Here is a 25,644-nt window from a genome sequence, read left to right as displayed (position 1 = left end):
ATCACCCCATACCCTGACTCCTGTGAGGGTTTAGCATTGCTAAACCCCTATCTTTATCGTTAGTAAAAAATCTGAAATATGCGCGTTATTGTTCAAAGAGTTAAATCATCCCAAGTAACTATAGACGGGGAAATTGTTGGTAAAATTGGTCGAGGTTTAAATTTACTTGTGGGTATTTCTCATACTGATACTGATGGGGAAATTGATTGGATGGTGCGTAAATGTTTAGAATTACGTTTATTTCCCGATGATGAAGGTGGTGATAAATGGCAAAAATCTGTACAAGAAATTAATGGGGAATTATTAGTAATTAGTCAATTTACATTATACGGTGATTGTCGTAAAGGTCGTCGTCCTTCCTTTGACCGTTCTGCTACACCCACATTAGCAGTATATTTATATAATCGCTTTGTATCAAAATTACAGGAAAGTGGTTTAAGGGTAGAAACTGGTAAATTTGGCGCGATGATGCAAGTTGCAATTGAAAATGATGGACCAGTTACTTTAATTTTGGAAAAAGAAGCTATTTAGCGACACCCACCCAAAATGAAAAACAGATTTAATCAAGATAGCCAAATCGCTGCTATATGATGAGAGAATATTAACCTAAAGATCATAAAACTTAAACAAACATTCATCATGGCAAAAATCCAATTTTCTAGAGGCATTGACGAACCAGTAGTTCCAGAAGTAAAGTTAACAAGATCACGTAGTGGTGATAGTGGAACAGCAACATTTACTTTTGAAAATCCCCAAGCCTTCAGTGAAAATAGTACAGAAGAAATTACAGGGATGTATATGATTGACGAAGAGGGGGAAATTATCACCCGTGAAGTCAAGGGTAAATTTGTTAATGGTAGACCAGAAGCAGTAGAAGCTGTTTACCTGATGAAAAGTGTAGAAGAATGGGATCGTTTTATGCGGTTTATGAATCGGTACGCTGAAGAGAATGATTTAGGATTAAGTAAATCTTAAATTACTTAGTGGTGATTGGTGATTGGTAATTGGTGATTAGTGATTGGGTTATCAACACTCCACACTTCGCACTCCGCATCCTGCACCCCATCACCCGATTTAATTATATTGTTAAAATAGTAAATATCAGCAGTCAGCAGTTTATAGGAGTAATAATCATGACAGTTGCAACTGCTAAAAAAATGACTTTTGCAGAATTTCTAGAATTTGATGGCGGTACAGATAATTTCTATGAGTTGGAAAATGGGGAATTAATTGTTATGCCTTCTGAAAGTGAACTAAATCAAAGAATAGCAATGTTTTTACTTGCCTATTTTCTCAAATTAGGTATTCCCTATTATCGGTTAAGAATGAAAACAGAAATAGCTGTAAATAGTAAAATGGTAGGGGTGAGAGTTCCTAACTTAGTGATATTTTCCGAAGAACTAGCAGAAGAAATGAAAGAAGCTAAACGTTCCCTAGTTTTAATGGACATGACACCCCCATTATTAGTAGTTGAAATAGTCAGTCCTAACCAAGAAAATCGGGATTATCGTTACAAGCGTTCTGAGTATGCAGCGCGGGGTATTACTGAATATTGGATAGTTGATCCCATGCAAAAAAAGGTAACAGTTTTCGAGTGGGTAGAAGGTTTTTATGATGAGCATATTTTTACTGATGATATGGTGATTTCTTCACCTTTATTTGCTGATATTAAGTTAACTGTGGGTGAGGTTTTACAGGGATAGAAATTAATGAAAACTTTAGCAGTAGCAGCAGTAAAACTCACCCAATAATTCAAAAAAGGCCTAAGTATTGATTTCTATATATAGATTATCAAAATATAACATTTCTTCTTCCTTTCTTCTTCCTTCCTTCTTCCTTCCTTCTTCCTTCGTGTTCTTCGTGCCTTCGTGGTTTATTAAATCGGTATTATTCAGGTAGGAAGGGAGTAAACTATAGCAAAATTAATAATAGTAATTGCATTTTCTATATCCATATATGATCAAATCACATCCACATCCAGATACAGAAAATATCACAGTAAAATGTGCAGTTGTTACCGTCAGCGATACCCGCACATCAGAAACAGATAAAAGTGGAAAATTAATACAGGATTTATTATTATCTGCTCATCATTTAATTGCAGATTATCAAATAATCAAAGATGAACCAGACAAAATCCAAGCATATATAGAAAGTATCAGTAAAAATCAGAATGTAGATGTAATTATTTTTAATGGTGGTACAGGAATAGCACCCAGAGATACTACTTATGATGCGATCGCTAATTTATTAGAAAAGACTTTACCAGGTTTTGGCGAAATATTCCGTTTTCTCAGTTATCAAGAAATCGGTTCTAGAGCGATCGCTTCTCGCGCTGTAGCTGGTATTTATCAAAATAAATTAATCTTTTCCCTTCCCGGCTCTAGTAACGCAGTCCGTCTGGGAATGGAAAAATTGATATTACCAGAAATCATCCATCTTTTCAAACAAATGCAAAATCACTAAAAAACAAGATCCCCGACTGCTCAAAAAATCGGGGATCTAGGCTGTGTTATTGATATTTTGTTAAAAATCTCAAAATTTAATGCTTGTCAAGCATATAGTAGCCAAAATTGCAGCAATGATATAAAACGCACCAACTACTTGCAATTCTGTCCAACCAGATAATTCTAAATGGTGGTGTAAAGGGGCCATTTTAAATAACCGTTTACCTTTCCCATCTGGTCCCTTGGTAGCTTTGTAATAACTGACTTGTGCCATCACAGACAGAGTTTCCACAAAGAAGATACCGCTGAGAATGAACAAGGCTACTAAACTATTAGTAAGCAGTGCTACAGCAGCCAACGCACCACCCAAAGCCAGAGAACCGGTATCACCCATAAAAACACGGGCTGGGTTGCGGTTATGGGCTAAAAAGCCTACACAACTACCACTCATAGCCGCACAGAATATCATCAAATCAGGTGAAGTGGGTGCAATTAAAGCGCCTAAAGCAAAAATTGCGATCGCCACCGTTCCCCCAGCCAACCCATCAATACCATCAGTTAAATTAGTAGCATTGCTTTCTGCAACCAACACAAAACCAGCCACAGGCCAGAAAAGTAAACCCAGAGGCAAAGATAAACCAACCCAAGGCAAGGCAATATTTGTTATACTAAAATCTCTGTTAAACATCATCCAGACACAGAAACCAGTTGCAAAAACAATCTGCAAAACCAATTTCATCTTTGGAGATATACCTTTATTTGATTTTCGATGCAAAATTTGCCAATCGTCGATCCAGCCTATTAAGCCATAGCTGAGAGTTAACACAGAAACAGCAAGTACATCCTGAGCAAAATTAGACAAAATACAAGCAACTGTTACAGCTACAGGTATGAAAAAGATCCCCCCCATAGTCGGAGTACCAGCTTTTTTCAGATGCGCTTGCGGTCCATCTTCCCTAATTATTTGTCCTGTTTTCAAAGCTTGTAGCAACGGCACAACCCAAAAACCAGCAGCACCAGCGCCTACAGCACATAGAAAAAACGGCATAGTCAGCGAATTAGCTTGCCAGAATACTCTATGTCCTAGCCCATCTAAAATCAATGCAGTTGTAGTCAGCGAGAGAGCTAACAGAGAGGCCAGCCCAATTCCAGAAATGTTTAATCCTTGGTTTGGAGATAATTTAGCGTCCACAAAAAATTTCCCTTCACTCCACACTTTTAAAGAACCGAAAACCGAAACTATTGATCAAACCCAGTCCCCACAGTCCTCAAGACTAGTCCTCATCTATACTGATATCGCCATCATCATCATAGTCAAGGTCAGCAATTCCATCTTCTCCCGCCAAAAAATCAGATATTTCTTCTTCAGGCTCCGAAAAAGTCGATTCGTTAAAGTCACGAGCGATGAGACGACCGCTAGACTGCAACCAGTCCAACATCGAAGACTTTTGCTTCAAGGGAATTACAGTAGCTCTTTGGTTCCGGGGTTGCTCATTTAGGGGAGAATTTAACATATCAACGAAGACAGAAAAAGGTACAAGTTCTGGACATTAAGAGTCTATCATTTGATACGGGATAATTTAGTTAATGATTCAACTCTTTGATTGATCTATCCGAATTAAACACAAAAATTTATTTAATAGCCCTATGCCAAACAGCAAGCTATTCTTCTACGATTACACCAGCCTATACATATAACATTTAACCCTTGTTAATCCTGATTTCATAGCTATATTTTGAGGTCAAGAGTTATGGTAACAAAAAATACGCTTTTAGATGCAATTGCTGGTACAAACCGGGGTTTACTGGCAACTGAAACCCAAAAACAGGCTATCCTAGCAGCGATCGCCAGTCTAGAAGACTTTAACCCCACACCCCGCCCAATGCAAGCCAGCCATTTACTAGAAGGTGATTGGCGATTACTTTACACCACCAGCAAGGCCTTATTAAACCTGGATCGTTTCCCTCTTTGTAAACTTGGTCAAATTTACCAATGTATTCGAGTCGAAACTAACAGTGTTTATAACATTGCTGAAATTTATGGACTACCGTCTTTGGAAGGATTAGTTAGCGTCGCTGCTAAATTTGACCCTGTTTCCGAACGTCGAGTCCAAGTCAAATTTCAACGTTCTATTTTTGGCTTACAAAGGTTAATTGCCTATAAATCACCTGCAACGTTTATCCAACAAATTGAATCAGGCAAAAAATTTACCGCTTTTGATTTTCCCATCAACAGCGACCAACAACAAGGATGGTTGGACATCACTTATCTAGACAATGATCTGCGTATTGGCAGAGGTAACGAGGGGAGTGTCTTTGTGTTAAGCAAAGCTTAAAAGGCATAGGCAATTTATTCGCAAAAAGTGTTTGCGAACGACATTATTCTATTATAGGTACTTTGTCAAGTAGGGTTTGATACTTTTTCGGGTAATTGGTAATTGGTAATTAGGTTATTCATCTTCCCCAGTCACCAGTCACCAGTCACCAGTCACCAGTCACCAGTCACCAGTCACCAGTCACCAGTCACCAGTCACCAGTTCCCTAACTTATGACAAATAACTTAACAAATACGCTAGTAAAGACCTTCTAGTTGTAGAGTGAAATCAAATAGCCCTAATTTATTCTCAATTGAACATTCAAAGGGAAGATAATCATGGTTCAACGTGGTTCTAAAGTACGTATTCTCCGCCCTGAGTCCTACTGGTTTCAAGAAGTAGGTACTGTTGCTACTGTAGATCAAAGCGGAATTAAGTACCCTGTAATTGTACGTTTCCCCAGTGTTAATTACGCTGGTGTTAACACCAACAACTTTGCTTTAGATGAATTAGTAGAAGTGGAAGCACCCAAAGCTAAACCTGCTGCTAAAAAGTAAGCAATACAACAGTCATGAGTCCTGAGTGCTGAGAATTGAGTATAAAAACATGGAAAAGCAGTAAACTAAATATGCTGGTTCCATGCCCTTAATCTACGGTTGAGGTATGACTCTAAACTAAACACCCAGCAATCATTACTCTGAAAATGCCTGAATTGCCTGAAGTTGAAACAGTACGACGGGGTTTAAATCAATTAACCCTAAATCAAGAAATTACGGGGGGCGATGTGTTGCTACCACGCACCATCGCCCACCCTTTTTTTGTTGAAGAATTTATAGAAAAAATTAAAACCAGTGCCATTACATCTTGGCATCGTCGCGGTAAATATCTTTTAGCTGAACTCTCCCCTTTTTCCTGGTTAGGCGTTCATCTGCGAATGACAGGGCAATTATTATGGTTAAATCGAAATGAACCCTTACACAAACATACAAGAGTAAGATTATTTTTTGGAGATCAGCAAGAATTACGCTTTGTAGATCAGCGCACCTTCGGGCAAATGTGGTATGTTCCTGGGAATGTACCTGTAGAAAGTATTATTACAGGTTTAGCCAAACTAGCAGTAGACCCATTTTCCCCAGAGTTTACAGTTGAGTATTTAGCAAATAAACTGCAAAAAGTCCGTCGTCCGATTAAAACAGCCTTATTAGACCAGTCAATAGTAGCAGGATTAGGTAACATTTATGCTGATGAGGCTTTGTTTAAAAGTGGCATCTTACCTACCACCATCTGTACAGAATTGCAGAAAAAACAAATAGAACCTTTAAGAACAGCGATAATTGATGTTTTATCCGCCAGTATTGCCGCAGGTGGGACAACTTTTAGTAATTTCCTCAATGTTAAAGGCGTTAACGGCAATTATGGCGGTGAAGCGTGGGTTTATAACCGTGCTGGAGAGCCTTGTAAAGTTTGTAGTAATATCATCCAGCGTATTAAACTAGGTGGGCGTTCTAGTCATTTTTGTTCTCAGTGTCAAAGTTAGTGCTGAGTCTATATCGCTGTTAAAATTTTATGAGGAGAAAAATTATATCTGAAAATGGCGGCCAATTTAGCCGCTTTTTTGTTGACGTTACAAAAATTTATGATTAGAATAGCGACTAGGCAGTTTTGGTAAATATTTATTACTATTTATTACCTAGATTGAAATTATGTTAAGAAATGTGTTTACAAAAGTAACGATTTCTTAATATAATCTAATTAAAAGAAAAATGCAAAATTGATTGTCAACAGTGATGAATCCGATACAAATTCCTTGGCTATCAGCCATAATTTTTTTGCCGTTAGTGGCATCCTTAGCCATTCCCCTCATTCCCGACAAAGACGGTAAAACCATTCGCTGGTATGGTTTAGGAGTAGCTTTTGCAGATTTAGCATTAATGATTTATGCGGTTTGGCAAGGTTACGACTTCCAAAGTTCAGCTTTACAACTCACAGAAACCTATAGTTGGATACCTCAAATTGGTTTAAATTGGGCATTAGCGATTGATGGTTTATCAATGCCCTTAGTATTACTCACAGGTTTAATTAACACATTAGCTATATTCGCGGCTTGGAAAGTAACCAATAAGCCGCGTTTATTTTATGCGTTAATGCTGGTAATGTACAGCGCCCAATTAGGTGTATTCCTCGCCCAAGACTTGTTATTATTCTTCTTAATGTGGGAAATCGAATTAGTACCTGTTTATTTATTGATTTCTATTTGGGGAGGCAAAAACCGCCGTTACGCAGCTACTAAATTTATTCTCTACACAGCAGCCGCATCTATATTTATTCTCGTAGCTGGTTTAACAATGGCGTTTTACGGTGATAACTTCACCTTTAACATGACAGAATTGGGACTTAAAGAATATCCCCAACTGTTAGAATTAGCTCTCTATGCAGGTTTCTTAATTGCTTACGGTGTAAAATTACCTATTTTCCCCTTTCATACCTGGTTGCCTGATGCCCACGGTGAAGCGTCTGCACCTGGTTCTATGATTTTAGCTGGTGTGTTATTAAAAATGGGTGGTTATGCCCTAATTCGCTTTAACATGGAAATGTTAGGTGATGCCCACGCTGTTTTTGCTCCAGTTTTAGCAATTTTAGGTGTAGTCAATATTGTTTACGGTGCTTGTTGTGCTTTTGCCCAAACTAACCTCAAACGCCGTTTAGCTTACTCTTCTATTGCCCACATGGGTTTTGTGTTAATAGGCATTGCATCTTATACCGAAATTGGTATTAGTGGTGCAGTGTTACAGATGGTTTCTCATGGTTTAATTGCTGCTAGTTTATTCTTCTTGTCTGGTGTTACTTATGAACGCACCCATACTTTAATGATGAACCAAATGGGTGGTATTGCTAAGGTAATGCCGAGAACCTTCGCTCTTTTTACTGCTGGTGCAATGGCTTCTTTAGCTTTACCCGGTATGAGTGGTTTTGTGGGTGAGTTAATGGTGTTCTTGGGTATTGGTACTAGCGACGTTTATAGTTCTAGTTTCAAGGTTGTAGTTATTTTCTTATCAGCAGTGGGTGTGATTTTAACACCTATCTATTTACTTTCTATGTTGCGTCAGGTGTTCTACGGTAAGCAAAGTGAAGAGTTACATTTAGATACTGTAGTTGCTGATGTGAAACCCCGTGAGTTGTTCATCACTGCTTGTTTGTTACTGCCTATCATCGGTATTGGTTTCTATCCTAAGTTAGTAACAGAAACATACGATGTAAAAACTGTAGAAGTTGCGGCTCATGCCCGTCAAGTGTTGCCTGTGATCGCTCGTCAACAACCTACAAGTTTATATTCTCAAATCTTTTCTGCTCCCACTTTAGCTAGTGCTGAGTAGTTGTTAAGTTACAAGTTGTTTTGGGGGTGGTTGTGGAAACTGCCCCTATTTTTTTCTCACGCAGAGACGCAGAGGCGCAGCATTCGGGGGATAAGTTATCCCTGAAACCATTGATTTTCTTTCCGAATGCTTCGCCCTTACTTATTTGAAAATACTTGTAATTGCTTATGCACAGAAGATAGTTCTTCCTCATCAAAACCAGCATAACAGGGTTTTCAGGTGGTGTCAAGGGGTTTACTCTTTACTATTGCGGAAATTTTGATTTTTGAAATTAATGTTGAGTTTCCTTGCGTCAACCCAACCTACTACTAAAATATTGTAATCATACTATTCTAAAATTCCTAACAAAATTCTCATTAAATCTTCTAAATCATCAGGAATACGATATAGTGAGATATCTTGAAAAATTTGCTGATTTGTTTTATCTAACCTACCAAAACGCCAAGCATCCCCAATAGTTACACATCCATAAAAAATATCACCTTCTTCAACTTCAGAAATAGCAATTAATTCTACAGCTAACTGAGTAAAACCTCGTGTTAAATCATCATTTTTTGCCTCAACTACTAATAAACCGGGATTTCGTTTTAGGAAATAATCTAAATTACCTTTTAACCAATTATTCACAGATAATGGATATTCGATTCTTACTTGACATTGACAATAACGAGCAACTTCTAATAATGTAGGTGCTACTAAAGTTTCTCGTCGCGCTGTTTCGCTACTTAAACTGACTAGAGTTAAAGATTCTTCAATTCTTTGTTTTAACTCTTCTAATCTTTCTAAAGGATGATTACTTTTAGGTAAATCAATATGTCTTCTGAGTAAAGAGTAACCTAATTCTGCTAATATTTCATCAGCTTCATAGCTCATTTCAAAGTAAGATTGGAATGTGTAGGATTGATTTTCTGATAATATTTTTCTACGAGTCATAATTTCTCTGAATCAGGTGGTTATCGAGGGAAGTCGAGATAATATCCAGGATTTTAGGATTTACAGGATGTTTATTGCCATCAACATGAGAATAATTAATTTATTGCTAGGGAAGATGCAGTAAGTGATGATAAGAAAGTGATTATTTCTTGAATTAATGGATGTTGTTGTAATATTTTAATTTCTTCATCATTTATGTTGCTAAATATTATCTCGTTAATTGGCTTTTCTGCTCCTAATACTGTCTCTAAAAATTCCTTGGGTTTACTTTGGGCAAGTTGCCATTCTAAATCATTAAATTCACGTTGGGCGATTTTTTCAATTAATGGTTTATTTTGGAGAAATATAATTTCTATTTCAGGAATAGCAAGGGAGATTTGAAAAGGAATACCAGAAGATGCTTGACTTAACATATAATTAATTAAATCTTTCTTTTCAAATACTTGAGATGGGTTATTTGTATCTGCATCTATAATAAGAAAAACAGGTATTTTTTGAGTCGCAAGTAGTGAACTAGCTAAAGAACGCGCTCTGTAAGAACTTGCACCTGCTATAAATTTAATATCTTGAATTAAATTTTTTGGTAGCAATTTCTGTAAAATTTCTATATCTTTATCACTTTCTGTCAGGATGTATGCTAGTGTCATGAGAAAATCTCCGTTGTAATGTCGTAATTAGGTATACATTTTTGAACACAAACACGATATTTTTTGACTAGGAATTTACATATACATTTATTTGTGAGTGAATATTCAATTTCTTCTCCTCCCCATAGTAGAATAGTTTGCGGAGAAATAAACCCAGTTAATGTTACTGTTGCTTCTGTAAATCCACTGCGACTAAACACACTACCAATAGCTGATGCTGGTCTTCGTAGCAATTGATTTCTTAGTTTAGCTATAGGTTCAATATTAACCTCGTCACTTGTATCTTTACATTCTATCAAACAGGCTAGGCTATCTGTATAGATTACTCCGTCAATTTGTTCTACTATTTTATCTTGAATTTTGACGATGTAAGGCCAAGCTACTTCTGCACCATCAAGTTGAAATGCTCGTAAAATGAGATATTTTAATGCTTTACCTGCATCCCAAAAATTTGATGTCTTTTTTGCTTTAATTTCTGACCATAATTTAATTAAATCATCCCAGTTATAGCTGGTAATTCTTGCTTTATATTCTGCATCTGAGGTCATGATTCTATCTGATGTGTCGTATGTTGTAACCTATTATCATTAATTCTACGTTACGCTGTTATTGATTATTGTTGGGTTTCCTCGCGTCAACCCAACCTACTGTTATTGACCTAATAATTCTCTTCTACGTCTCTCCTGTTCCTGTTGCTCAACTCGTTCGCGTGTTTCCTGATATTCTCCTACTGCTTTTTGAGATTCACTCCTTAGTGACCATCTCAATTGATTAGCTTGATCGTCATCTCCTAAAAGCGAAATCACTTCTCTTCTTTGTGGTTTTTCAAGTTTGAGAAACCATTGGATAAAAGCTTTTAAAATTACCTCTTGTGAACCTGATACTTCGTCATGAGCTACAACACAAGAAGGGCAAACAGATGGTAAGTATTCTCGGATTAAACCCGAATTGGATCTATATTTTGTATTTTGAGAAATCCTCATTCTGCTCGCGTTACATACATCACTAGAGGTATCGTTAGCAATAATACAATCTAACAACTTCTTATCACCACCGTAACGAAGAAAGCCGTCTGCTATTTGTCCAACAGCTACAGAACCAGGATACCCTGGCAGTATTTCTCCTGTTGAAGCAAGTTCAGGAAATTTATCCAAAATTAAGGAGTAATGATATCGAGATTCAATACAATATTGTAAATAAAAATTATTAACAGTATTAATATTTAATCCCATTTGCTGATAATAGCTTTCAGAAACTACATCTTTTTGACAACTATCAGCCACCTGAGTTAGTATCTTCATATTAATCTGAGCATCACTTCTCATTGGCATTAATAACAGAGTCGAGCTAGTGACAAATAAAGCAATTAGACTTTTAACTGTGAATTTCATCATTGATTTCCTTCTTTTATGACCTGTTCTAATTCATCGGAAGCTTTAGGAATGGGATGTGTAACTTCCCAAGGTTTAGTGGCATCAACTACATTATCATGTGAACGTGGTGTATTTTCCTGTTTTTTCCTCACTTTTTGTGGTTTAGGTGGTAATTGTCGTTTCTTTGGAGTTAACACAATTGTTTTTTGTGATTTTATTCGCAAAGCTTGTTTAGCCTTTTTAGCTTGTATTTCTGCCTGTTTTCGTTGTTTCTCTCGCAGTGCGGCTTGTTGTTTCTCTTGTGCCAATATCGCAGCCTGATTTTCCCTTTCTCTGATCACAGCTTCTAGCTTTTTCTGTGCTTCTTTAGCTGCTTGTTCTTTCCTAATAGCCTCTAGTCTTTCTTGTTCCGCTTTAGCGGCTGATTCTAATTTCCTTTGTTTCTCTATAGCTTCTTTTCTCTCTCGTTCAGCTTTGAAAGCAGCTTCACGTTTTTCTATTTCTTCCCTTTTCGCTTTTTCAGCTTCCACATCTTCAGAAGAAATTACATTTACAGGACTTGGTTGAATTTGCGTTTTAGCCTTTGGTGTAGATTCAGAAATGGGGATAACTGGTGATGAATTAGAAATACTAGGACTAATAACGGGTATTTTTTCTTCAGTTTCAACTATGTTTTTATTATTAGGTTGATTCAATGCAGCAATAGCAAAATATCCTACACCTAAACCAATCAACCATTTCCACTTTTTGCGATTTTTCTGACTTGGTTTACCAGTCGTTTGTACTGATTTACCTGGACTAACAGAAATAGTGGGTAAAGAACTATTTTTAGATTGAATATTCGTGGTATTTACAAAAATTTGCGGTTGATTTAAAGCCTTTTCAATTTTCTTTAATCTCTGTAAAATAACTCTCGTATTTTCAGGACGCTGATTTGCAGTAAGCTGTTGTGCATTTAATTTGTATAAGTGGAACAGGCATCTTGCCTGTTAAACAAGAGTTCAGAATATTAGGATTATACAATTTAGCTGTGTAACAGCTTAGGAGCAATTAAATTATCAATTAAATCTGCTAAAAGAGGAGAAATATTAACTGCATATTTTCGCCAATGTAACTCATTAGTCAGAGGATCATAAATAGCTTTATCCTGGGGTTCTTTACCTGTGATCAAAAATATAAAAGTCCGTCCTAAAGCAAAAAAATCAGACTGTTGTACAGAATAACCGTTTTGTTGTTCTGGTGGTGAATAACCTTGTGAAATAATTCTAGTATGGGAATTTCCCGCTAAAATTGTAGTGGTGATTTGTCGCACTGCACCAAAATCAATTAAAACCAGTTGCCCACTAGGTCGCAGCATGATATTCTGAGGTTTAATATCACGATGAAAATATTTTTTAGCGTGTACTAAAGCCAGAATTTCTACTATTTGTTTCAACCAATGGATAGCTTGAGTTTCCGTAATAGGTTGATAATTGCGAACTTCCATCCATTGCTCTAAATTTACCCCTTCAATTTTCTCCATTACTAAACAGTGCAATGGTACAGAACTATTTTTAGGTAAAACCGTAAAATAACCATCTGCTTCGACTTTGGGAATACCTGCACTATTTAACTGACTCAAAACCTTAGCTTCTTGTTGAAACAGTTCCACAGCTTTGGGGTTATTCTCAGTCAGCACTTTTAAAACTTTGGTTTTTCCACCGTCGTCAATTTCAAAAGTGTTACCAAAACCACCTTGACCTAGTTGTTTAAGTACCCGATAACGATTTTGCAGCAGTAGTTGTGACCCACAGTTACGACAAATAGGATTATTTGCGTTTGCAGGATCAGCAGGTTTGGCACAGTGAGGATTGATACAATAGGACATCGCGCAAAATCCGCCCCATCAATAAATGACTGTTATTCATCACCAGTACAGGAATTAACAGTATAAAGTAATCATAATATGTTTAAATATACTCTAAGTAGATTAACATACTTGTCGTATTTTTGGCAACTGGTTTTACTATAAATAACAAAATAAGTAACGTCTGCTGTTACCGCAGCGTGCCATTAAGCATATAAATACAAAACTGAATCAAGAGATTCAGGGATCAAAAGGGGAAGAAAATCCAAAGAATAGACATTAAAACCATCACAAACTGCTCACTTTTCCCCCTGACTCCTGTAAGGGTTTAGCACTGCTAAACCCCTACTGACTCCTGACTCCTGACAATTTAATTCTTATTAGTTGTTGTAGTATTTTGAGCAGCTTGTTTACCTAAAACCTCAATAGCTTTAGCAAATTGCGGATCTTCTAAAGTACCTAATTTCTCACGTTCCCTTAACCACAAATCTTGTCTTTGGGCATCAGTTAAATCTACTTTGATATCAGGGTCAATACCATGCTTGTTAATATCTTTACCGCTAGGAGTATGATATTTAGCAATAGTCACCGCTAAACCAGAACCATCTTCCAACGGACGCACAGACTGCACCAAACCCTTACCAAAAGTTTGTGTACCCACTATCGTCGCCCGCTTATTATCCTGCAAAGCACCGGACAGGATTTCACTAGCACTGGCTGAACCCTTATCCACCAACACTACTAAAGGTTTATTAGTTAAAGCACGTCCTCTGGCTATTTCCCGTTCTTGCTCACCTTGACGATCAATAGTGGAAACAATCGTACCTTTATCTAACCACATCCGGGAGATTTCTATACTGGAAAATAATAAACCACCAGGATTACCACGCAGATCCAAAATGTAACCAGTGACGTTTTTAGCTTCTAACTTATTAATGGCATCTCTCATTTCTTTGCCAGCATTAGCACTGAATTGATTCAGTCGAATGTAGCCAATATTACCTGCTGGACTTGGTTTTTCAGCAAACTTAACCGGATGAATTTCGATTCGCGCCCTGGTGATGTCAAATATTTTTTGCTGACCATTTCGGAGAATTTTCAGTCTGACCTGAGTTCCCGCTTCACCGCGAATTAAAGATACAGCTTGGTTAGTATCCATGCCTTTAGTGCTTTTGCCATCAATTTCTAAGATGACATCTTTAGCTAAAATTCCTACTTTAAAAGCTGGTGTATCTTCAATAGGGGAAATTACAACTAATTCCTTTGTTTTTTCATCCTGACTGATAGTGATACCAATACCTGTTAATTCTCCAGAGGTATCAACCTGCATACTCTTAAATTCCTCTGGATCCATAAACCGGGTATAAGGGTCTTCTAGCTTTTTCAGCATCTCCCGGATGGATGTATAAGCTTCCTGCTGATTACTGTAGGACTTGCTTAAATATTCTTTACGAACAGCTTGCCAATCTACTTGATTAAAAGTCCCGTCTACATATTGACGGTAAACAATTTGCCAAACTTCGTCTACCAATTCCTTGGGACTTGCTTTAAACAAAGCCTGACCACGGGAATTAATACCAAGACTAGTAACAGCAATTGTAGAAAGCGTCACTGCTGTAGCACCTAAAACAAGTCTACTTTTTGTAATCACCATAATGACATCTATGTCAGAGGGAAAATCTATTGTCAGTATGCCCAATCTAACACAGGATTTGGTGATTGGTGATGGGTGATGGGTGATGGGTGATAGGGGAAAAATATTTCTCTCCCGACTCCTCTACGGGCGAAGCATTCGGGCTACCAATTCTCAATTTTATGAAAAGGTTATTTTCCGAATGCTTCGCCCCTACGACTCCCGACTCCCCATTCCCCAAATTAAGGATCTACCCAACGTCCATCAGCTTTAATTAAATTGATCAATTCCTCTACACCTTGATCTTCTGGAACTTTTTTGATTTCTTCTCTGCCACGGTATAAAGAAATAAAACCAGGATTTTTACCTACATAACCATAGTCAGCATCGGCCATTTCTCCTGGTCCGTTGACAATACAACCCATGACGGCAATATCTAAACCTGTTAGGTGTTTGGTTGCTTCCCGGACTTTGTGTAACACTTCTTCTAAGTTAAATAAAGTTCTTCCGCAAGAAGGACAAGCGACATACTCAACCATTGTTTTCCGCAAACCTAAAGCTTGCAGAATGCTGTAACAAACGGGAATTTCTTTTTCTGGTGCTTCTGTCAAAGATGCGCGAATTGTATCACCAATACCATCGGCTAATAATGTAGCTATTCCCGCTGTAGATTTAATTCTGCCATATTCCCCATCTCCGGCTTCGGTTACTCCCAGATGTAAAGGATAATCCATGCCTAAATCATCCATGCGTTTGGCCATTAACCTATAGGCTGCTACCATGACGGGAACTCGTGAAGCTTTCATCGAAATAACGATGTTGCGAAAATCCAAAGATTCACAAATGCGGATAAATTCTAAGGCAGATTCTACCATTCCTTCGGGAGTGTCACCATAGGTAAATAGCATTCTTTCTGCTAACGAACCATGATTCACTCCTATCCGCAAAGCTTTACCTTGATCTCTTAGGGAAACTACCAAGGGTTCTAAGGTTTCACGGATTTTCTCGCCAATTTCGTCAAATTCGGCTTTTGTGTATTCTGTGCGGTTGGTGTTGGGTTTTTCAAATACATACAACCCTGGATTGATACGTACTTTTTCGATATGTTTAGCTACTTCCAGGGCAATTTTCATGCCATTGTGATGCACGTCGGCAACAATGGGAACATCACGGTAAGTTTGCTTTAATTTCTGTTTAATTTCTGCTAAGGCTTTGGCATGAGCCATACTAGGAACTGTAACGCGGACAATTTCGCAGCCAATTTCATGAAGACGACGAATAGCTGCTACAGAACCATCAATATCGAGGGTATCTTCGTTAATCATTGACTGTACCACCACAGGGTAGCCTCCGCCAATGGTGACATCTCCTACCTTGACAGGACGAGTTTTGCGGCGTTTGATGGTGGTGTCAAAGACGGGTTGACTGGATGTAATGTTGTTAGTTTCAAGGGGTGGTAGGGTTTGCATAGCCTCAACAGGTAGATTTTCTGTAGCTAAAATATCAGATTGCAAGGGGTTATGTTTCTCAGATTGCCATAGTTGAGGCTCTTTTGGGTGGTGAAGTGGAAAATTTCCAACTTCATTTTGTTAGCATTTATTAAATGGTATTGATAGGTTCAACGCTATTGATATGAATCCTACTGTCACTCGATTACAGGAACACATTGAATATCCCCGTGAGGGAGTTTTAAGCAAGGTGCTGGCAAAAGATACAGTTTGTCAATATACTCTCTTTTGTCTAGCAGCTAATACGGAAATTTCTGAACATACCTCTACACGCAATGCTACTGTCAATGTTTTGGAAGGTGGAGGTTTATTAACTTTATCAGGAGAAGAAATTCTACTCGAACCCGGAGTTTTTATTTTTATGCCTGCTAATGCCCCTCATGCGTTACAGGCTGAATCTAATTTATCATTTCTGCTCACACTTTCTGAAAAGTCAGCAGATATTAATTAATCATTTTGGGAGGTTTGGAAAATGTCAACAGCAATTTCTACCTTTACTCAGCATTTAGATTTTTCTCAATCAGAAATAGAAGCAATACTTTCTACACCTTTAGATGAGGTACTGAAATCAGAAGCACTAAAACAAGAATTAGACAGTTTAGATATTCAATTACTGCGTGAAACTTTACCCACAGCAGGACAAGTTTTAGCTGAAAATTTACCGCCTTTCTATCATTGGTTAAAAAACGAATTAGGGGTTAAGCGTGTTCCTGATAGTCCAGATCATACAACAAAATGGGTAATTAATTTTCTCCATCATCAAGAAAGTTTAAATCACCTCGTTGAGTTACATCATCCAGTTCCACCAGCAGCTTTAGAAGAAGCTGTTCCTCGTTTAGTTAGTTTATTTGATGGTGTGGAAGATGTCAAAGTTCGTCAGGAATGGGAAAAAGCGGTTGCTGCACTTTGTTTAGTTTTGGTTGTTGATAAACGACAGTCTCAAAATTAAAAATTAACAGGATTTAAAGAAAAACATGATTTATTTTTGATTAAACATCCTGAAAATCCTTAAATCCTGGATATCCTGATTCAGACAACATTACCATCTTATTAACACTAACTCAGAGATTTGGACGATGTTGAATCCAAGGATTAGCGGTTTCCAATTGTGCTGCTAAACTAATAATAGTAGACTCGTCCGCAGGTTTACCTATTAATTGCACACTCAGGGGTAAACCATTACTATCAAAACCTACAGGAATCGCTATTGCAGGTAATCCTGTTGCGTTTGCTACTGGACAAGGTGCAACCCATTTGATAATATTTTGAAATGTCTCTTCTGGGGTTAAATTTTGCCATTCACCAACTTTAATGGGTGAGTGCAAATAAACCGGTAATACTAACAAATCAATATTATCAAAAAAGGCGACAATTTGCCGGGAAACTATCTGCATTTGTGCTAAAGCTTGCAAATATTCACCCGCAGAACCGGTTCTAGATAATAAAAATTGATTCAATGGTTGCAGTGCTTCTAGGGGTATTCCTGCTGCTGCTACTCCAGATTGCCATACTATTTGAAATGGTGCTACTAAACCACTCATATCAGGACATTTTTCTGCTATTTCATGTCCCATTTCTGCTAATAATTTAACTGTTTTTAATACTCCTTGTTTGCAGTTTGTGTCAGCATCTCCCAAGGGAGTAATACTGGTACTAAAAGCTATTTTTAACTTCTGGGTTTTTACTTGGGTTGCTGCTAAAAATGAAGGTTCTGGATTTGTCAACCAGTAAGGATCTCCGGTAATATATCCAGAAATCACATCTAACATGGCTGCTGCATCTGATACAGTTCTAGCTATGGGACCATGAACAGCAATTCCTCCCATACGATCACCTACCGGTGCTTGTGTGACTCTTCCCCTTGCTGGTTTAATTCCCACTACACCACAACAAGCCGCAGGTCCTCTAATTGAACCACCACCATCTGAACCTTGAGCGATCGCACATAATCCTGCTGTCACAGAGGCCGCAGCACCACCACTAGAACCCCCAGGAGTATATTCTAAATTCCAAGGGTTTCTAGCTGGGGGAAAACCTGTAGGTTCACTGTAAGGATAAGAACCTAATTCAGACGTGGCAGTTTTTCCCAAAATTGTAAAACCGGCTTGTTTAATCTTGCTCACTACGCCATCATCATAGTTAGAGATATTTTTAACGAAAGCTGGATTTCCGTAAGTGCAAGTAACACCAGCTACGGCGTTTAAATCTTTAATAGAAATGGGAACACCAAAAAATGGCGGTAATTCTGAAGCGGTTGTGAGTAATTCTGTTTTTGCTTTAGCGTCAGCAATAGCTAAATCTGCTGTGACAGTAAAATAACTTCCTAATTGGGGATTGAAGCGAGAAATTCTATCTAAATATAGTTCTGTCAATTCGAGAGGTGAAACTTCCCGACGACGAATTAATTGTGCTAACTCTAAAGCTGGGGTAAAAGCTAAATCAGTTTCATTCATTGTTGTAATTTGCAACTTTAAATTTGCAACTTTAAATTTTATACATCTATCAGAAGTTATAAATCTTCCATATTTCACAAATATTAACTTATAGCCCAACACAGGGTAGTTAAGACATCAATTTATCATGAAAGTCTTACTAAAATAGGCATATACTCCTGACTTCTGACTCCGGTTGGTGAGCGACTTGTACTGAGCGCAGTCGAAGTAAGTCGAACCACTGACTCCTACTATATTACTTTTTCACACTTGACCACCCCAAACTTGTAGACTGTTGATAAATCTTCTTTAAAGTATTCACATCTCTGCTAGAAATAGATACAGGGTTACGAACTTGAGAAAAATAAAGTGCGTCAGTTTCTACGGGACTATGACCCCAAATTCCTAAAGCGTGTCCCATTTCATGACGTGCTGCTGCTTGCAAATGTTCCCCTGTTTGAGTGGGACTTAATAAAATAGTAAAACGGTGTAATAAAAAATTATTTTGATTATATAACTCGTATGTCGCTAATGCAGAACGCGCACGGGGAATTTTACTAATGGGGTTTATTTGTAAAGGTGGACGTTGACGCATAATTTTAATATCAGCTTTAATATCAGTAATTTCTGAATTTTCTACTAATTCTAAAGGTAAAAAATTATTCCACTCTTTAATAGCTTGTGAAACTTGATTTACCCATGTTTGCGCTTGTTGTTGATTGATATTTGTAGGAGTTTCAATATTTACTTTAATCGGGAAATGTGACCAAATTAAATAACCATATTTTGTAGGTTGAATTTGCTCAAAATAATCACCACTATTATTTTGATCTTGCCATTTTTCTAAACTTAGTGGTAAAGGATGGGGTTTTTGTATTGATTTTTCCCCTAACCTCTCTGCTACAAGGAAAGGGGAAATTATAGTCTCCTTCCCTGCTAGGGAACGGGGTTGGGGGTTAGGTTCTTTGGCTTGAGTATGAAAATTCGTCAAAATAACTAACAGTCCTGAAATTATGAATAAAGTCAGAACTGTTAATAATTTCCACCCAAAAAAATGATGATTTCTATTTTGGGTTTTGGATATTGATTTTTGGGATATTTTTCCCATTTTTACTTATCTAGGTTTTACTTATTTAGGTAGCCAGTTAGCACTTAAAACCACTGTTAAACCGAGAAAAATTACTACTAACGCCCAGGTGACACGATTTAATGTATTTTCTGCGCTTTTGGTACTGCTAAAGAGTTGAGCTTGGCCACCAATAGCACCGATACCATCACCTTTAGGGCTATGTAGTAAAACCAGGACAATTAAACCTAAGGCAGAAAACGCCCAAATTCCTTGCACAATGTTAGTAATCGACATACGTAATTAAAAATTCCCAAAGATGATCTTGAATATTATTTAACGTAACACGGTTAATTAAAAATTTGATGATTGGTGACTGGTGACTGGTGACTGGTGACTGGGATAATATTACCAATTACCAATTACCCATTACCCATTACCCATTACCCATTACCTCTAAAAAACAGTTAACTGTGAAAAGTTAACTGTCAAAGAAGAGAAATAGATTACAACCCTACTTGTACAGGAGTACGAGAAAGTTGTAAATCATATTCTGCGGCTCTTAGTAGAGATTTACCAGTCATTTCTTCTGGTTGAGGAATTTGTAAAATATCCAAAATAGTGGGTGCAATATCAGCTAACTTACCATCATGTCGCAAGTCAACATTTGCACCATATCCGGGTATTTTCACTTTTTCCCCTTCTACCAAAATGAAGGGAACGGGGTTAGTTGTATGTGCCGTCCAAGGATTACCATCCTCATCTGCCATATACTCAGCGTTACCGTGATCGGCTGTAATTAGCATTGTACCGCCAACTTTGCCGACACTTTCTATAAGTCTGCCTAAACATCGGTCAACGGTTTCAATCGCTGTGACTGTAGCTTCTATTTTTCCTGTGTGGCCTACCATGTCAGGGTTAGCGTAGTTCATCACTACTAAAGAGTAAATACCCTTTTCAATGGCAGCGATCGCCACATCTGTCACCGCCTGGGCGGACATTGCGGGTTCTTTATCGTAGGTGGCTACCATTGGACTGCTGACCAGTTCCCGATCTTCTCCCTTGTATGGGTCCTCTAGTCCCCCATTAAAGAAATAGGTGACATGAGCGTATTTTTCCGTTTCTGCCGTGCGGAACTGTTTTAGACCATGATTTGCAATCACTTCACCCAGAATATTCGTCAAGTTCTGGGGAGTAAAGGCCACAGAGACAGTTAACTCTGGGTCATATTGGGTAAATGTCAGAAAAGACAGAGGTGTAATTTGCTGTCTCTCAAAACCCTGAAAATCAACACTAACAAAAGCTTGAGTTAATTCTCTGGCGCGGTCGGGACGGAAATTGAAAAAGATCACCCCATCGCCAGGTGCAACTGCGCCAGGAGTAATTCTGATGGGAACAATAAACTCGTCGGTTACGCCTTCAGCATAAGAGGCTTGCAAGACTTCTAACGCTGTTTTTCCGTTGCCAGCGCCTTCTTGCGTCATTACATCATAAGCTCGTTGGACTCGATCCCAACGGCGATCGCGGTCCATCGCATAATAACGACCGCTAATAGTGGCTATCTGCCCTATTTCCACGCGGTCTATATAATCTTGCAGTTGTGCGATGGCTTTTATTCCATCTGCGGGAAGAGTATCACGCCCGTCCATGATAGCGTGAATACATACATCAGCAATTTGCTGTGATTTGGCTAAGTCCAGTAACCCAAAGAGATGGGTAATGTGGGAATGTACCCCACCGTCAGAACAAAGCCCAATCAAGTGTAATTTGCCATTTCGTGATTTCACTTCCTGGCAAATGTTTACAAGTGCTGGGTTAGCGGCCAGAGAACCGTCTTCAACCGCATCGGAGATGCGTACCAGTTCTTGGGGGACGACACGCCCAGCGCCAATATTCAAATGACCAACTTCCGAGTTGCCCATTTGACCTTCTGGCAACCCTACGGCTTTTCCTGAAGTGCGAATGAGGGTGTGGGGGTAGGCCGCCCACAAACTGTCCATAATGGGAGTTTTAGCGGCAGCGATCGCGTTTCCTCGCTTGTCCTCACAGTAGCCCCATCCATCTAAAATGACTAGCACCACAGGAGCAACAGGTGCTTTGGTCATAGTAAAATTGCCCTTTACTTTTTGTAATATCCGAATGATACCACTACTAACCGCTAGTTGAAGAAAGAAGTTGGAAAAGATAGTATTTGCAGGAGTTATAGCTGTTAGAAGTCAAGAGGCAGAAGTTAGGAGTCGTAGGGGCGAAGCATTCGGGCGACCAATTATCAATTTTATGAGAAGGCTATTTTCCGAATGCTGATGCTTCCAGCACGCTTCGCGAACGCCCGTACAGGAGTCAGGAGTCAGGAGTTTGACTGTTATCCCTGTAACCAATTTTCTAAACTTAAACCTTCAACTCTTGCTAAATCACTATCATTAGAAACCACGGTTAAACCTTTAATTATCGCTGTAGCCGCAATTAAAACATCTTCACTTTGAATCGGTAAACCTTTTAATCTTAAATTCGCATGAATTTCCGCAGCTTTTTCTAAAATCGCTAAATCATCTAGAAAAATTATCGGATATTTTTGACAAAGTTGGTTAAATCTTTCTCCTTGTTTAGGAGCATCAAACGCTAAAAAACCTCTTCTCACTTCAAAATAGGTGATACAGCTAATGTAAATATCTATCCCCTCAAATTTGATGACTTGTAGCCTTTGCTTGATGCGAAAATCATTTTTAATCGCTAAAGAAACAATATTAGTATCTAACAAATAACCCATAATATTTACTTATTCACTCACTTACGTTTAATTGCTTCATCAAAAATAGCCATTTGTTCAGGTGTCAAATCTTCCCCAATTTTGGATAATACTTCTGTTGACATCACAAAATCACAATTTTCCTTTAACTTTTCATCAGACATATTATTAAATCTTTCAGGTGTGAGATTTTCCTGAACAATTTTCAATATATGTTTCACTATTGCAGCATAATTAAGATCCTCTTTAAATATAGGATTTTCTTCCATTAAAATAGATACCACTTTCTCAACTCTCTTAATCACGGATTCTTGCTCAATGTTTGTTGATAACATAATATTATCCTCCTGTTATAAATTTAAACTATAAAATTTAAGTATTAAAATTATATCATTTTTAATTAGGGAACAGGGAACAGTAAAGAAGTTAGGTATACCTCATGAGATTGAACAAAGCTATAATATATTAACTAATAATAAGATGTGTGTTTTTTATGTATTATAGAGTGATTTCATTGAAAGCCGGGTAAAATAAGAAATATAGATAGGCCATGACCAACCTATAGAGAAATATCTAGAAAAAACACAATATCAGGAGGTCAACAGTTATGATAAATGCAACTGTTGTCTTTATTGACTCCTCTGTTACGGATCGTGAAACCCTACAGACGGGAGTTGTTGAAGGTGTAGAAACAAGCATCCTTAACCCAAATCACAACGGAATTGAGCAAATTACCGCAGCGCTATGTAGTGTTTACATCTAATGCCACCAACCTCGTGAGTGGCGATACTAACAACAGTTATGATGTATTCGTCAAAGACTTAACCACCAATACCATCACCCGCGTCTCTACAGCATCAAATGGCACTCAAGGGAATATTGACTCCGGTGATGCATCTATCTCAGCCAATGGCCGTTATGTGGTGTTTGAGTCCACCGCGACCAACTTAGTCAGTAATGACTATAACTATACACGGGATGTCTTTGTTAAAGACTTAACTACTGGTATTACTACCCGTGTGTCTACAGCAGCTGACGGCACTGAGGGAGATGGTTACTCAGAAAAGACAGCCATATCAGCGGATGGCCGCTATGTAGTCTTTAGTTCTTTAGCCTCTAATCTAGTCAGTGGCGACACTAACAATGATTATGATGTGTTCGTCAAAGACTTGCTCACCAAGACCCAGATATAGGTAATACTTTTACCTATAGCTTATTCACAGGTACAGGTTCTACCAATAACGCATCATTTACCATTGTCGGTAATCAACTCAAAACCAATTCTAGTGTTATCTATAATAATCAAAACACTTACAACATCAGAGTTCGCACTACCGACCAAGGCGGTTTATACTTTGAAAAACCGTTAACCATTCAATTAACACCTGTACCTACTTTAGCGGGAACGTGGGATACTACTCTTGGTAATGCTTATGGGGTGCAAGTATTAGGGAACTACGCTTATCTGGCTGATGGTACTTCAGGATTACAAATTATCAACATCAGCAACCTCGCTTCCCCCACCCTCATCGGTAATTATGATACATCAGGCACTGCTTATGGTGTGCAAGTAGTAAATAACTACGCTTATGTAGCTGATCACGAATCAGGACTGGAAATCATTAATATCACTAACCCCGCTTCCCCGGTTTTCGTGGGAAATCACAATAGACATAACTATAGTGGTTTCCAAACAGATGATGTGCAAGTAGTAGGAAACTATGCCTATGGTGCTGATGGCTTGTTAGGATTGGAAATAATTAACATTAGCAACCCTAATTCCCCAACTCGTATAGGGTCTTATAATACACTTGCTTTGGCTAGGGCTGTACAAGTTGTTGGTAACTATGCTTATGTTGCTAGTGACTTCAGAGGTTTGACAATTATCAATATTAGCAACCCCTCTTCATTGACAAAGACAGGAAGTTATGAAACATCGGGTTATGCTTTTGGTGTGGCAGTAGTAGGGAGCTATGCTTATGTTGCTGCTAGTGATGCAGGACTGCAAATCATTAATATTAGCAACCCAGCTGCTCCCACCCTCAAGGGTAGTTATCAAACATCCGGTATTGCTTATGGTGTGAAACTAGTCGGTAATTACGCTTATGTTGCTGCTGGTGATTCTGGACTAGAAATCATTAACATCAGTAATCCCGCAGTGCCAACTCTCAAGGCCAGTTATAATACTTCTGGCTCTGCTAGAGGTTTGCAAATATCAGGTAATTACGCTTATGTGGCTGATGACACAGGTGGCTTAAAGATTATTAATGTGAGTCAGTTTGAGAATTACTTCACCACTACCAGCCAAAAAGACACGATTAATACCCAAGCAGGTAATGACACCGTTACCAGTACATTTGCTAATTTACAACAAAGTGACAGCCTTAACGGTGGTATTAGTACAGATACCCTCATTATCACTGGGGGAACAGCTACTAATAGCCTGACTATTAATGCTAATAGTACCACAAATCAAATTGCCAATATCACAGGTACAACGGTATTGGGGTTTGAATACTTTGATTTGAGTCAGTTTGCAGGTGCAGTCAACTTTACTGGTACTGCTGGTAATGATTTGATTAAAGGTGGTGCTGGTGCAGATACCCTCAAAGGTGGTTTAGGTAATGATTATTACTATGTCAATAGCACAGCAGATAGCATTACTGAAAACCTGAATGAAGGAACTGATCTTGTTTATAGTACGGTTACTTATACCTTAACTGCCAATGTGGAAAACCTGACTTTACAAGGTACAACAGCAATTAACGGCACTGGTAATGAACTGAATAATAGTATCATAGGTAATGCCGGAGTTAATACTCTTACAGGTGGTACCGGTGCTGATACTCTCACAGGTGGTTTAAGTAATGATACCCTCTATGTTGGTGCTGATACTCTAGTTGATGTTGTTAACTATGTGTTGGGTGATGGTGTAGATACGGTTTATCAATTTGTGCGGGGTGCATCTGGTGATCAAATCAAATTTACGGGTATAACTAATATTGACGTTTTCACATCAGGAACAAGTACACAACTGCGCGTTGCTGATGATATTGCTGGTAATGCTGGTTTTGGTACTGGTCAGTTATTGGCTACTTTATCTGGTACAACAGGATTTATTGCTGCTGATGTGAATGTTAACCTGTTTGGTGCTAATTTCTTGTTTAGTTAATCAGCTTACGAACTTATAGAGATATAATTCAGCCCAAATGATTTATTTTCTCTGATAGCGCAGCGTGGCGCAAGCCATATCAGGATAACCAGGATTAAAGGATTTACAGGATGTGATTTTTAAATTTCTGGTTTTCCTTTGCGTCTACTCTG

30 protein-coding genes are annotated in these 25,644 nt (G+C 38.2%); 13 read left to right on the top strand and 17 right to left on the bottom strand.

Going from position 1 to position 25,644, the window contains the following annotated elements; translation table 11 throughout:
• Window positions 1–78: 78 nt before the first annotated feature.
• From dtd to FFR48_RS00440, 4 genes are all read left to right on the top strand, one after another.
• The gene (gene dtd / locus FFR48_RS00455) at window positions 79–531 is read left to right on the top strand and encodes a D-aminoacyl-tRNA deacylase (RefSeq protein WP_137665999.1); all 453 of its coding nucleotides are present in this window, start codon (window positions 79–81) and stop codon (window positions 529–531) included.
• A gap of 108 nt (window positions 532–639) precedes the next feature.
• Window positions 640–975, top strand: a complete 336-nt coding sequence (gene psb28, locus FFR48_RS00450; RefSeq protein WP_096570300.1) for a photosystem II reaction center protein Psb28 — start codon at window positions 640–642, stop codon at window positions 973–975.
• A 158-nt stretch (window positions 976–1,133) separates the two neighbouring features.
• Window positions 1,134–1,703: a Uma2 family endonuclease gene (locus FFR48_RS00445; protein ID WP_137665998.1), complete on the top strand. Its 570-nt coding sequence runs from the start codon at window positions 1,134–1,136 to the stop codon at window positions 1,701–1,703.
• A gap of 256 nt (window positions 1,704–1,959) precedes the next feature.
• Window positions 1,960–2,466: a MogA/MoaB family molybdenum cofactor biosynthesis protein gene (locus FFR48_RS00440; RefSeq protein WP_137666006.1), complete on the top strand. Its 507-nt coding sequence runs from the start codon at window positions 1,960–1,962 to the stop codon at window positions 2,464–2,466.
• A gap of 69 nt (window positions 2,467–2,535) precedes the next feature.
• Here FFR48_RS00440 and mraY read toward each other — a convergent pair whose 3' ends face one another.
• A complete protein-coding gene (gene mraY / locus FFR48_RS00435; protein WP_236103950.1) occupies window positions 2,536–3,639 on the bottom strand; it encodes a phospho-N-acetylmuramoyl-pentapeptide-transferase in 1,104 nt (367 codons plus the stop codon).
• Window positions 3,640–3,721: 82 nt separating this feature from the next.
• Entirely contained in the window at window positions 3,722–3,961 is a 240-nt protein-coding gene (locus tag FFR48_RS00430) for a DUF3134 domain-containing protein (RefSeq protein WP_096570306.1), read from the bottom strand.
• Between the two features lie 237 nt (window positions 3,962–4,198).
• Between FFR48_RS00430 and FFR48_RS00425 the strand changes: the two genes are divergently transcribed.
• From FFR48_RS00425 to FFR48_RS00410, 4 genes are all read left to right on the top strand, one after another.
• Window positions 4,199–4,783: a PAP/fibrillin family protein gene (locus FFR48_RS00425; protein ID WP_137665996.1), complete on the top strand. Its 585-nt coding sequence runs from the start codon at window positions 4,199–4,201 to the stop codon at window positions 4,781–4,783.
• 317 nt (window positions 4,784–5,100) lie between these two features.
• Window positions 5,101–5,319 carry a photosystem I reaction center subunit IV gene (locus FFR48_RS00420; RefSeq protein ID WP_096570310.1) on the top strand — a complete coding sequence of 73 codons (219 nt, stop codon included), beginning with the start codon at window positions 5,101–5,103 and terminating at the stop codon, window positions 5,317–5,319.
• A gap of 146 nt (window positions 5,320–5,465) precedes the next feature.
• Window positions 5,466–6,299: a DNA-formamidopyrimidine glycosylase gene (locus FFR48_RS00415; protein WP_137665995.1), complete on the top strand. Its 834-nt coding sequence runs from the start codon at window positions 5,466–5,468 to the stop codon at window positions 6,297–6,299.
• 250 nt (window positions 6,300–6,549) lie between these two features.
• A complete protein-coding gene (locus FFR48_RS00410; protein WP_137665994.1) occupies window positions 6,550–8,136 on the top strand; it encodes an NAD(P)H-quinone oxidoreductase subunit 4 in 1,587 nt (528 codons plus the stop codon).
• Between the two features lie 327 nt (window positions 8,137–8,463).
• Here FFR48_RS00410 and FFR48_RS00405 read toward each other — a convergent pair whose 3' ends face one another.
• The 8 genes from FFR48_RS00405 to ispG all read right to left on the bottom strand — a co-directional run bounded on the left by FFR48_RS00405 (window position 8,464) and on the right by ispG (window position 16,037).
• On the bottom strand, window positions 8,464–9,069 hold the full coding sequence (locus tag FFR48_RS00405) for a hypothetical protein (protein ID WP_137665993.1): 606 nt from the start codon (window positions 9,067–9,069) through the stop codon (window positions 8,464–8,466).
• A gap of 95 nt (window positions 9,070–9,164) precedes the next feature.
• On the bottom strand, window positions 9,165–9,716 hold the full coding sequence (locus tag FFR48_RS00400) for a hypothetical protein (RefSeq protein ID WP_137665992.1): 552 nt from the start codon (window positions 9,714–9,716) through the stop codon (window positions 9,165–9,167).
• The gene (locus tag FFR48_RS00395; protein WP_137665991.1) at window positions 9,713–10,264 is read right to left on the bottom strand and encodes a hypothetical protein; all 552 of its coding nucleotides are present in this window, start codon (window positions 10,262–10,264) and stop codon (window positions 9,713–9,715) included. Before FFR48_RS00395 ends, FFR48_RS00400 begins: the two co-directional genes overlap by 4 nt.
• 102 nt (window positions 10,265–10,366) lie before the next feature.
• Entirely contained in the window at window positions 10,367–11,110 is a 744-nt protein-coding gene (locus tag FFR48_RS00390) for a hypothetical protein (RefSeq protein WP_137665990.1), read from the bottom strand.
• Entirely contained in the window at window positions 11,107–11,823 is a 717-nt protein-coding gene (locus FFR48_RS00385) for a flotillin family protein (RefSeq protein ID WP_201277546.1), read from the bottom strand. Before FFR48_RS00385 ends, FFR48_RS00390 begins: the two co-directional genes overlap by 4 nt.
• 290 nt (window positions 11,824–12,113) lie before the next feature.
• Complete coding sequence (locus FFR48_RS00380) at window positions 12,114–12,956, bottom strand: serine/threonine-protein kinase (protein ID WP_236103949.1); 843 nt, start codon at window positions 12,954–12,956, stop codon at window positions 12,114–12,116.
• Between the two features lie 349 nt (window positions 12,957–13,305).
• A complete protein-coding gene (gene ctpC / locus FFR48_RS00375) occupies window positions 13,306–14,589 on the bottom strand; it encodes a carboxyl-terminal processing protease CtpC (RefSeq protein ID WP_137665989.1) in 1,284 nt (427 codons plus the stop codon).
• A gap of 221 nt (window positions 14,590–14,810) precedes the next feature.
• Window positions 14,811–16,037, bottom strand: a complete 1,227-nt coding sequence (gene ispG / locus FFR48_RS00370) for a (E)-4-hydroxy-3-methylbut-2-enyl-diphosphate synthase (RefSeq protein WP_096570327.1) — start codon at window positions 16,035–16,037, stop codon at window positions 14,811–14,813.
• A gap of 163 nt (window positions 16,038–16,200) precedes the next feature.
• Between ispG and FFR48_RS00365 the strand changes: the two genes are divergently transcribed.
• Together FFR48_RS00365 and FFR48_RS00360 are read left to right on the top strand one after the other, a co-directional pair.
• Window positions 16,201–16,527 (top strand): cupin domain-containing protein, encoded by a 327-nt coding sequence (locus FFR48_RS00365; protein ID WP_137665988.1) that lies wholly within the window; start codon window positions 16,201–16,203, stop codon window positions 16,525–16,527.
• A 21-nt stretch (window positions 16,528–16,548) separates the two neighbouring features.
• A complete protein-coding gene (locus FFR48_RS00360; RefSeq protein ID WP_137665987.1) occupies window positions 16,549–17,025 on the top strand; it encodes a hypothetical protein in 477 nt (158 codons plus the stop codon).
• Between the two features lie 112 nt (window positions 17,026–17,137).
• Here the strand turns inward: FFR48_RS00360 and FFR48_RS00355 are convergent, their stop codons facing one another.
• From FFR48_RS00355 to FFR48_RS00330, 7 genes are all read right to left on the bottom strand, one after another.
• Window positions 17,138–18,529, bottom strand: coding sequence for an amidase (locus FFR48_RS00355; protein WP_137665986.1), 1,392 nt, complete (start codon window positions 18,527–18,529; stop codon window positions 17,138–17,140).
• Window positions 18,530–18,764: 235 nt separating this feature from the next.
• Window positions 18,765–19,616: a peptidase gene (locus FFR48_RS00350; RefSeq protein WP_137665985.1), complete on the bottom strand. Its 852-nt coding sequence runs from the start codon at window positions 19,614–19,616 to the stop codon at window positions 18,765–18,767.
• A 21-nt stretch (window positions 19,617–19,637) separates the two neighbouring features.
• Complete coding sequence (secG, locus tag FFR48_RS00345; RefSeq protein WP_096570332.1) at window positions 19,638–19,871, bottom strand: preprotein translocase subunit SecG; 234 nt, start codon at window positions 19,869–19,871, stop codon at window positions 19,638–19,640.
• Window positions 19,858–19,989 carry a hypothetical protein gene (locus tag FFR48_RS29935; RefSeq protein ID WP_268932381.1) on the bottom strand — a complete coding sequence of 44 codons (132 nt, stop codon included), beginning with the start codon at window positions 19,987–19,989 and terminating at the stop codon, window positions 19,858–19,860. The genes secG and FFR48_RS29935 overlap by 14 nt, the downstream gene beginning before the upstream one ends.
• Before the next feature lie 91 nt (window positions 19,990–20,080).
• Window positions 20,081–21,679 carry a 2,3-bisphosphoglycerate-independent phosphoglycerate mutase gene (gene gpmI / locus FFR48_RS00340; protein ID WP_137665984.1) on the bottom strand — a complete coding sequence of 533 codons (1,599 nt, stop codon included), beginning with the start codon at window positions 21,677–21,679 and terminating at the stop codon, window positions 20,081–20,083.
• Window positions 21,680–21,936: 257 nt separating this feature from the next.
• On the bottom strand, window positions 21,937–22,341 hold the full coding sequence (locus FFR48_RS00335; protein ID WP_137665983.1) for a type II toxin-antitoxin system VapC family toxin: 405 nt from the start codon (window positions 22,339–22,341) through the stop codon (window positions 21,937–21,939).
• Window positions 22,342–22,358: 17 nt separating this feature from the next.
• Entirely contained in the window at window positions 22,359–22,655 is a 297-nt protein-coding gene (locus FFR48_RS00330) for a hypothetical protein (RefSeq protein WP_137665982.1), read from the bottom strand.
• Between the two features lie 272 nt (window positions 22,656–22,927).
• Here FFR48_RS00330 and FFR48_RS30465 point away from each other — a divergent pair, with 272 nt between their 5' ends.
• The 3 genes from FFR48_RS30465 to FFR48_RS00315 all read left to right on the top strand — a co-directional run bounded on the left by FFR48_RS30465 (window position 22,928) and on the right by FFR48_RS00315 (window position 25,492).
• Window positions 22,928–23,083 carry a DUF4347 domain-containing protein gene (locus FFR48_RS30465; RefSeq protein ID WP_137665981.1) on the top strand — a complete coding sequence of 52 codons (156 nt, stop codon included), beginning with the start codon at window positions 22,928–22,930 and terminating at the stop codon, window positions 23,081–23,083.
• Window positions 23,043–23,513 (top strand): TolB family protein, encoded by a 471-nt coding sequence (locus FFR48_RS00320; RefSeq protein ID WP_162501817.1) that lies wholly within the window; start codon window positions 23,043–23,045, stop codon window positions 23,511–23,513. Before FFR48_RS30465 ends, FFR48_RS00320 begins: the two co-directional genes overlap by 41 nt.
• Before the next feature lie 179 nt (window positions 23,514–23,692).
• Window positions 23,693–25,492, top strand: a complete 1,800-nt coding sequence (locus tag FFR48_RS00315; protein WP_268932382.1) for a hypothetical protein — start codon at window positions 23,693–23,695, stop codon at window positions 25,490–25,492.
• Window positions 25,493–25,644 lie beyond the last annotated feature (152 nt).

The organism is Sphaerospermopsis reniformis (genome assembly GCF_005402885.1).
Lineage (GTDB): Bacteria > Cyanobacteriota > Cyanobacteriia > Cyanobacteriales > Nostocaceae > Sphaerospermopsis > Sphaerospermopsis kisseleviana.
The sequence above is the reverse complement of the archived record's forward strand: the minus strand, read 5'-3'. Positions and strand labels throughout refer to the sequence as shown.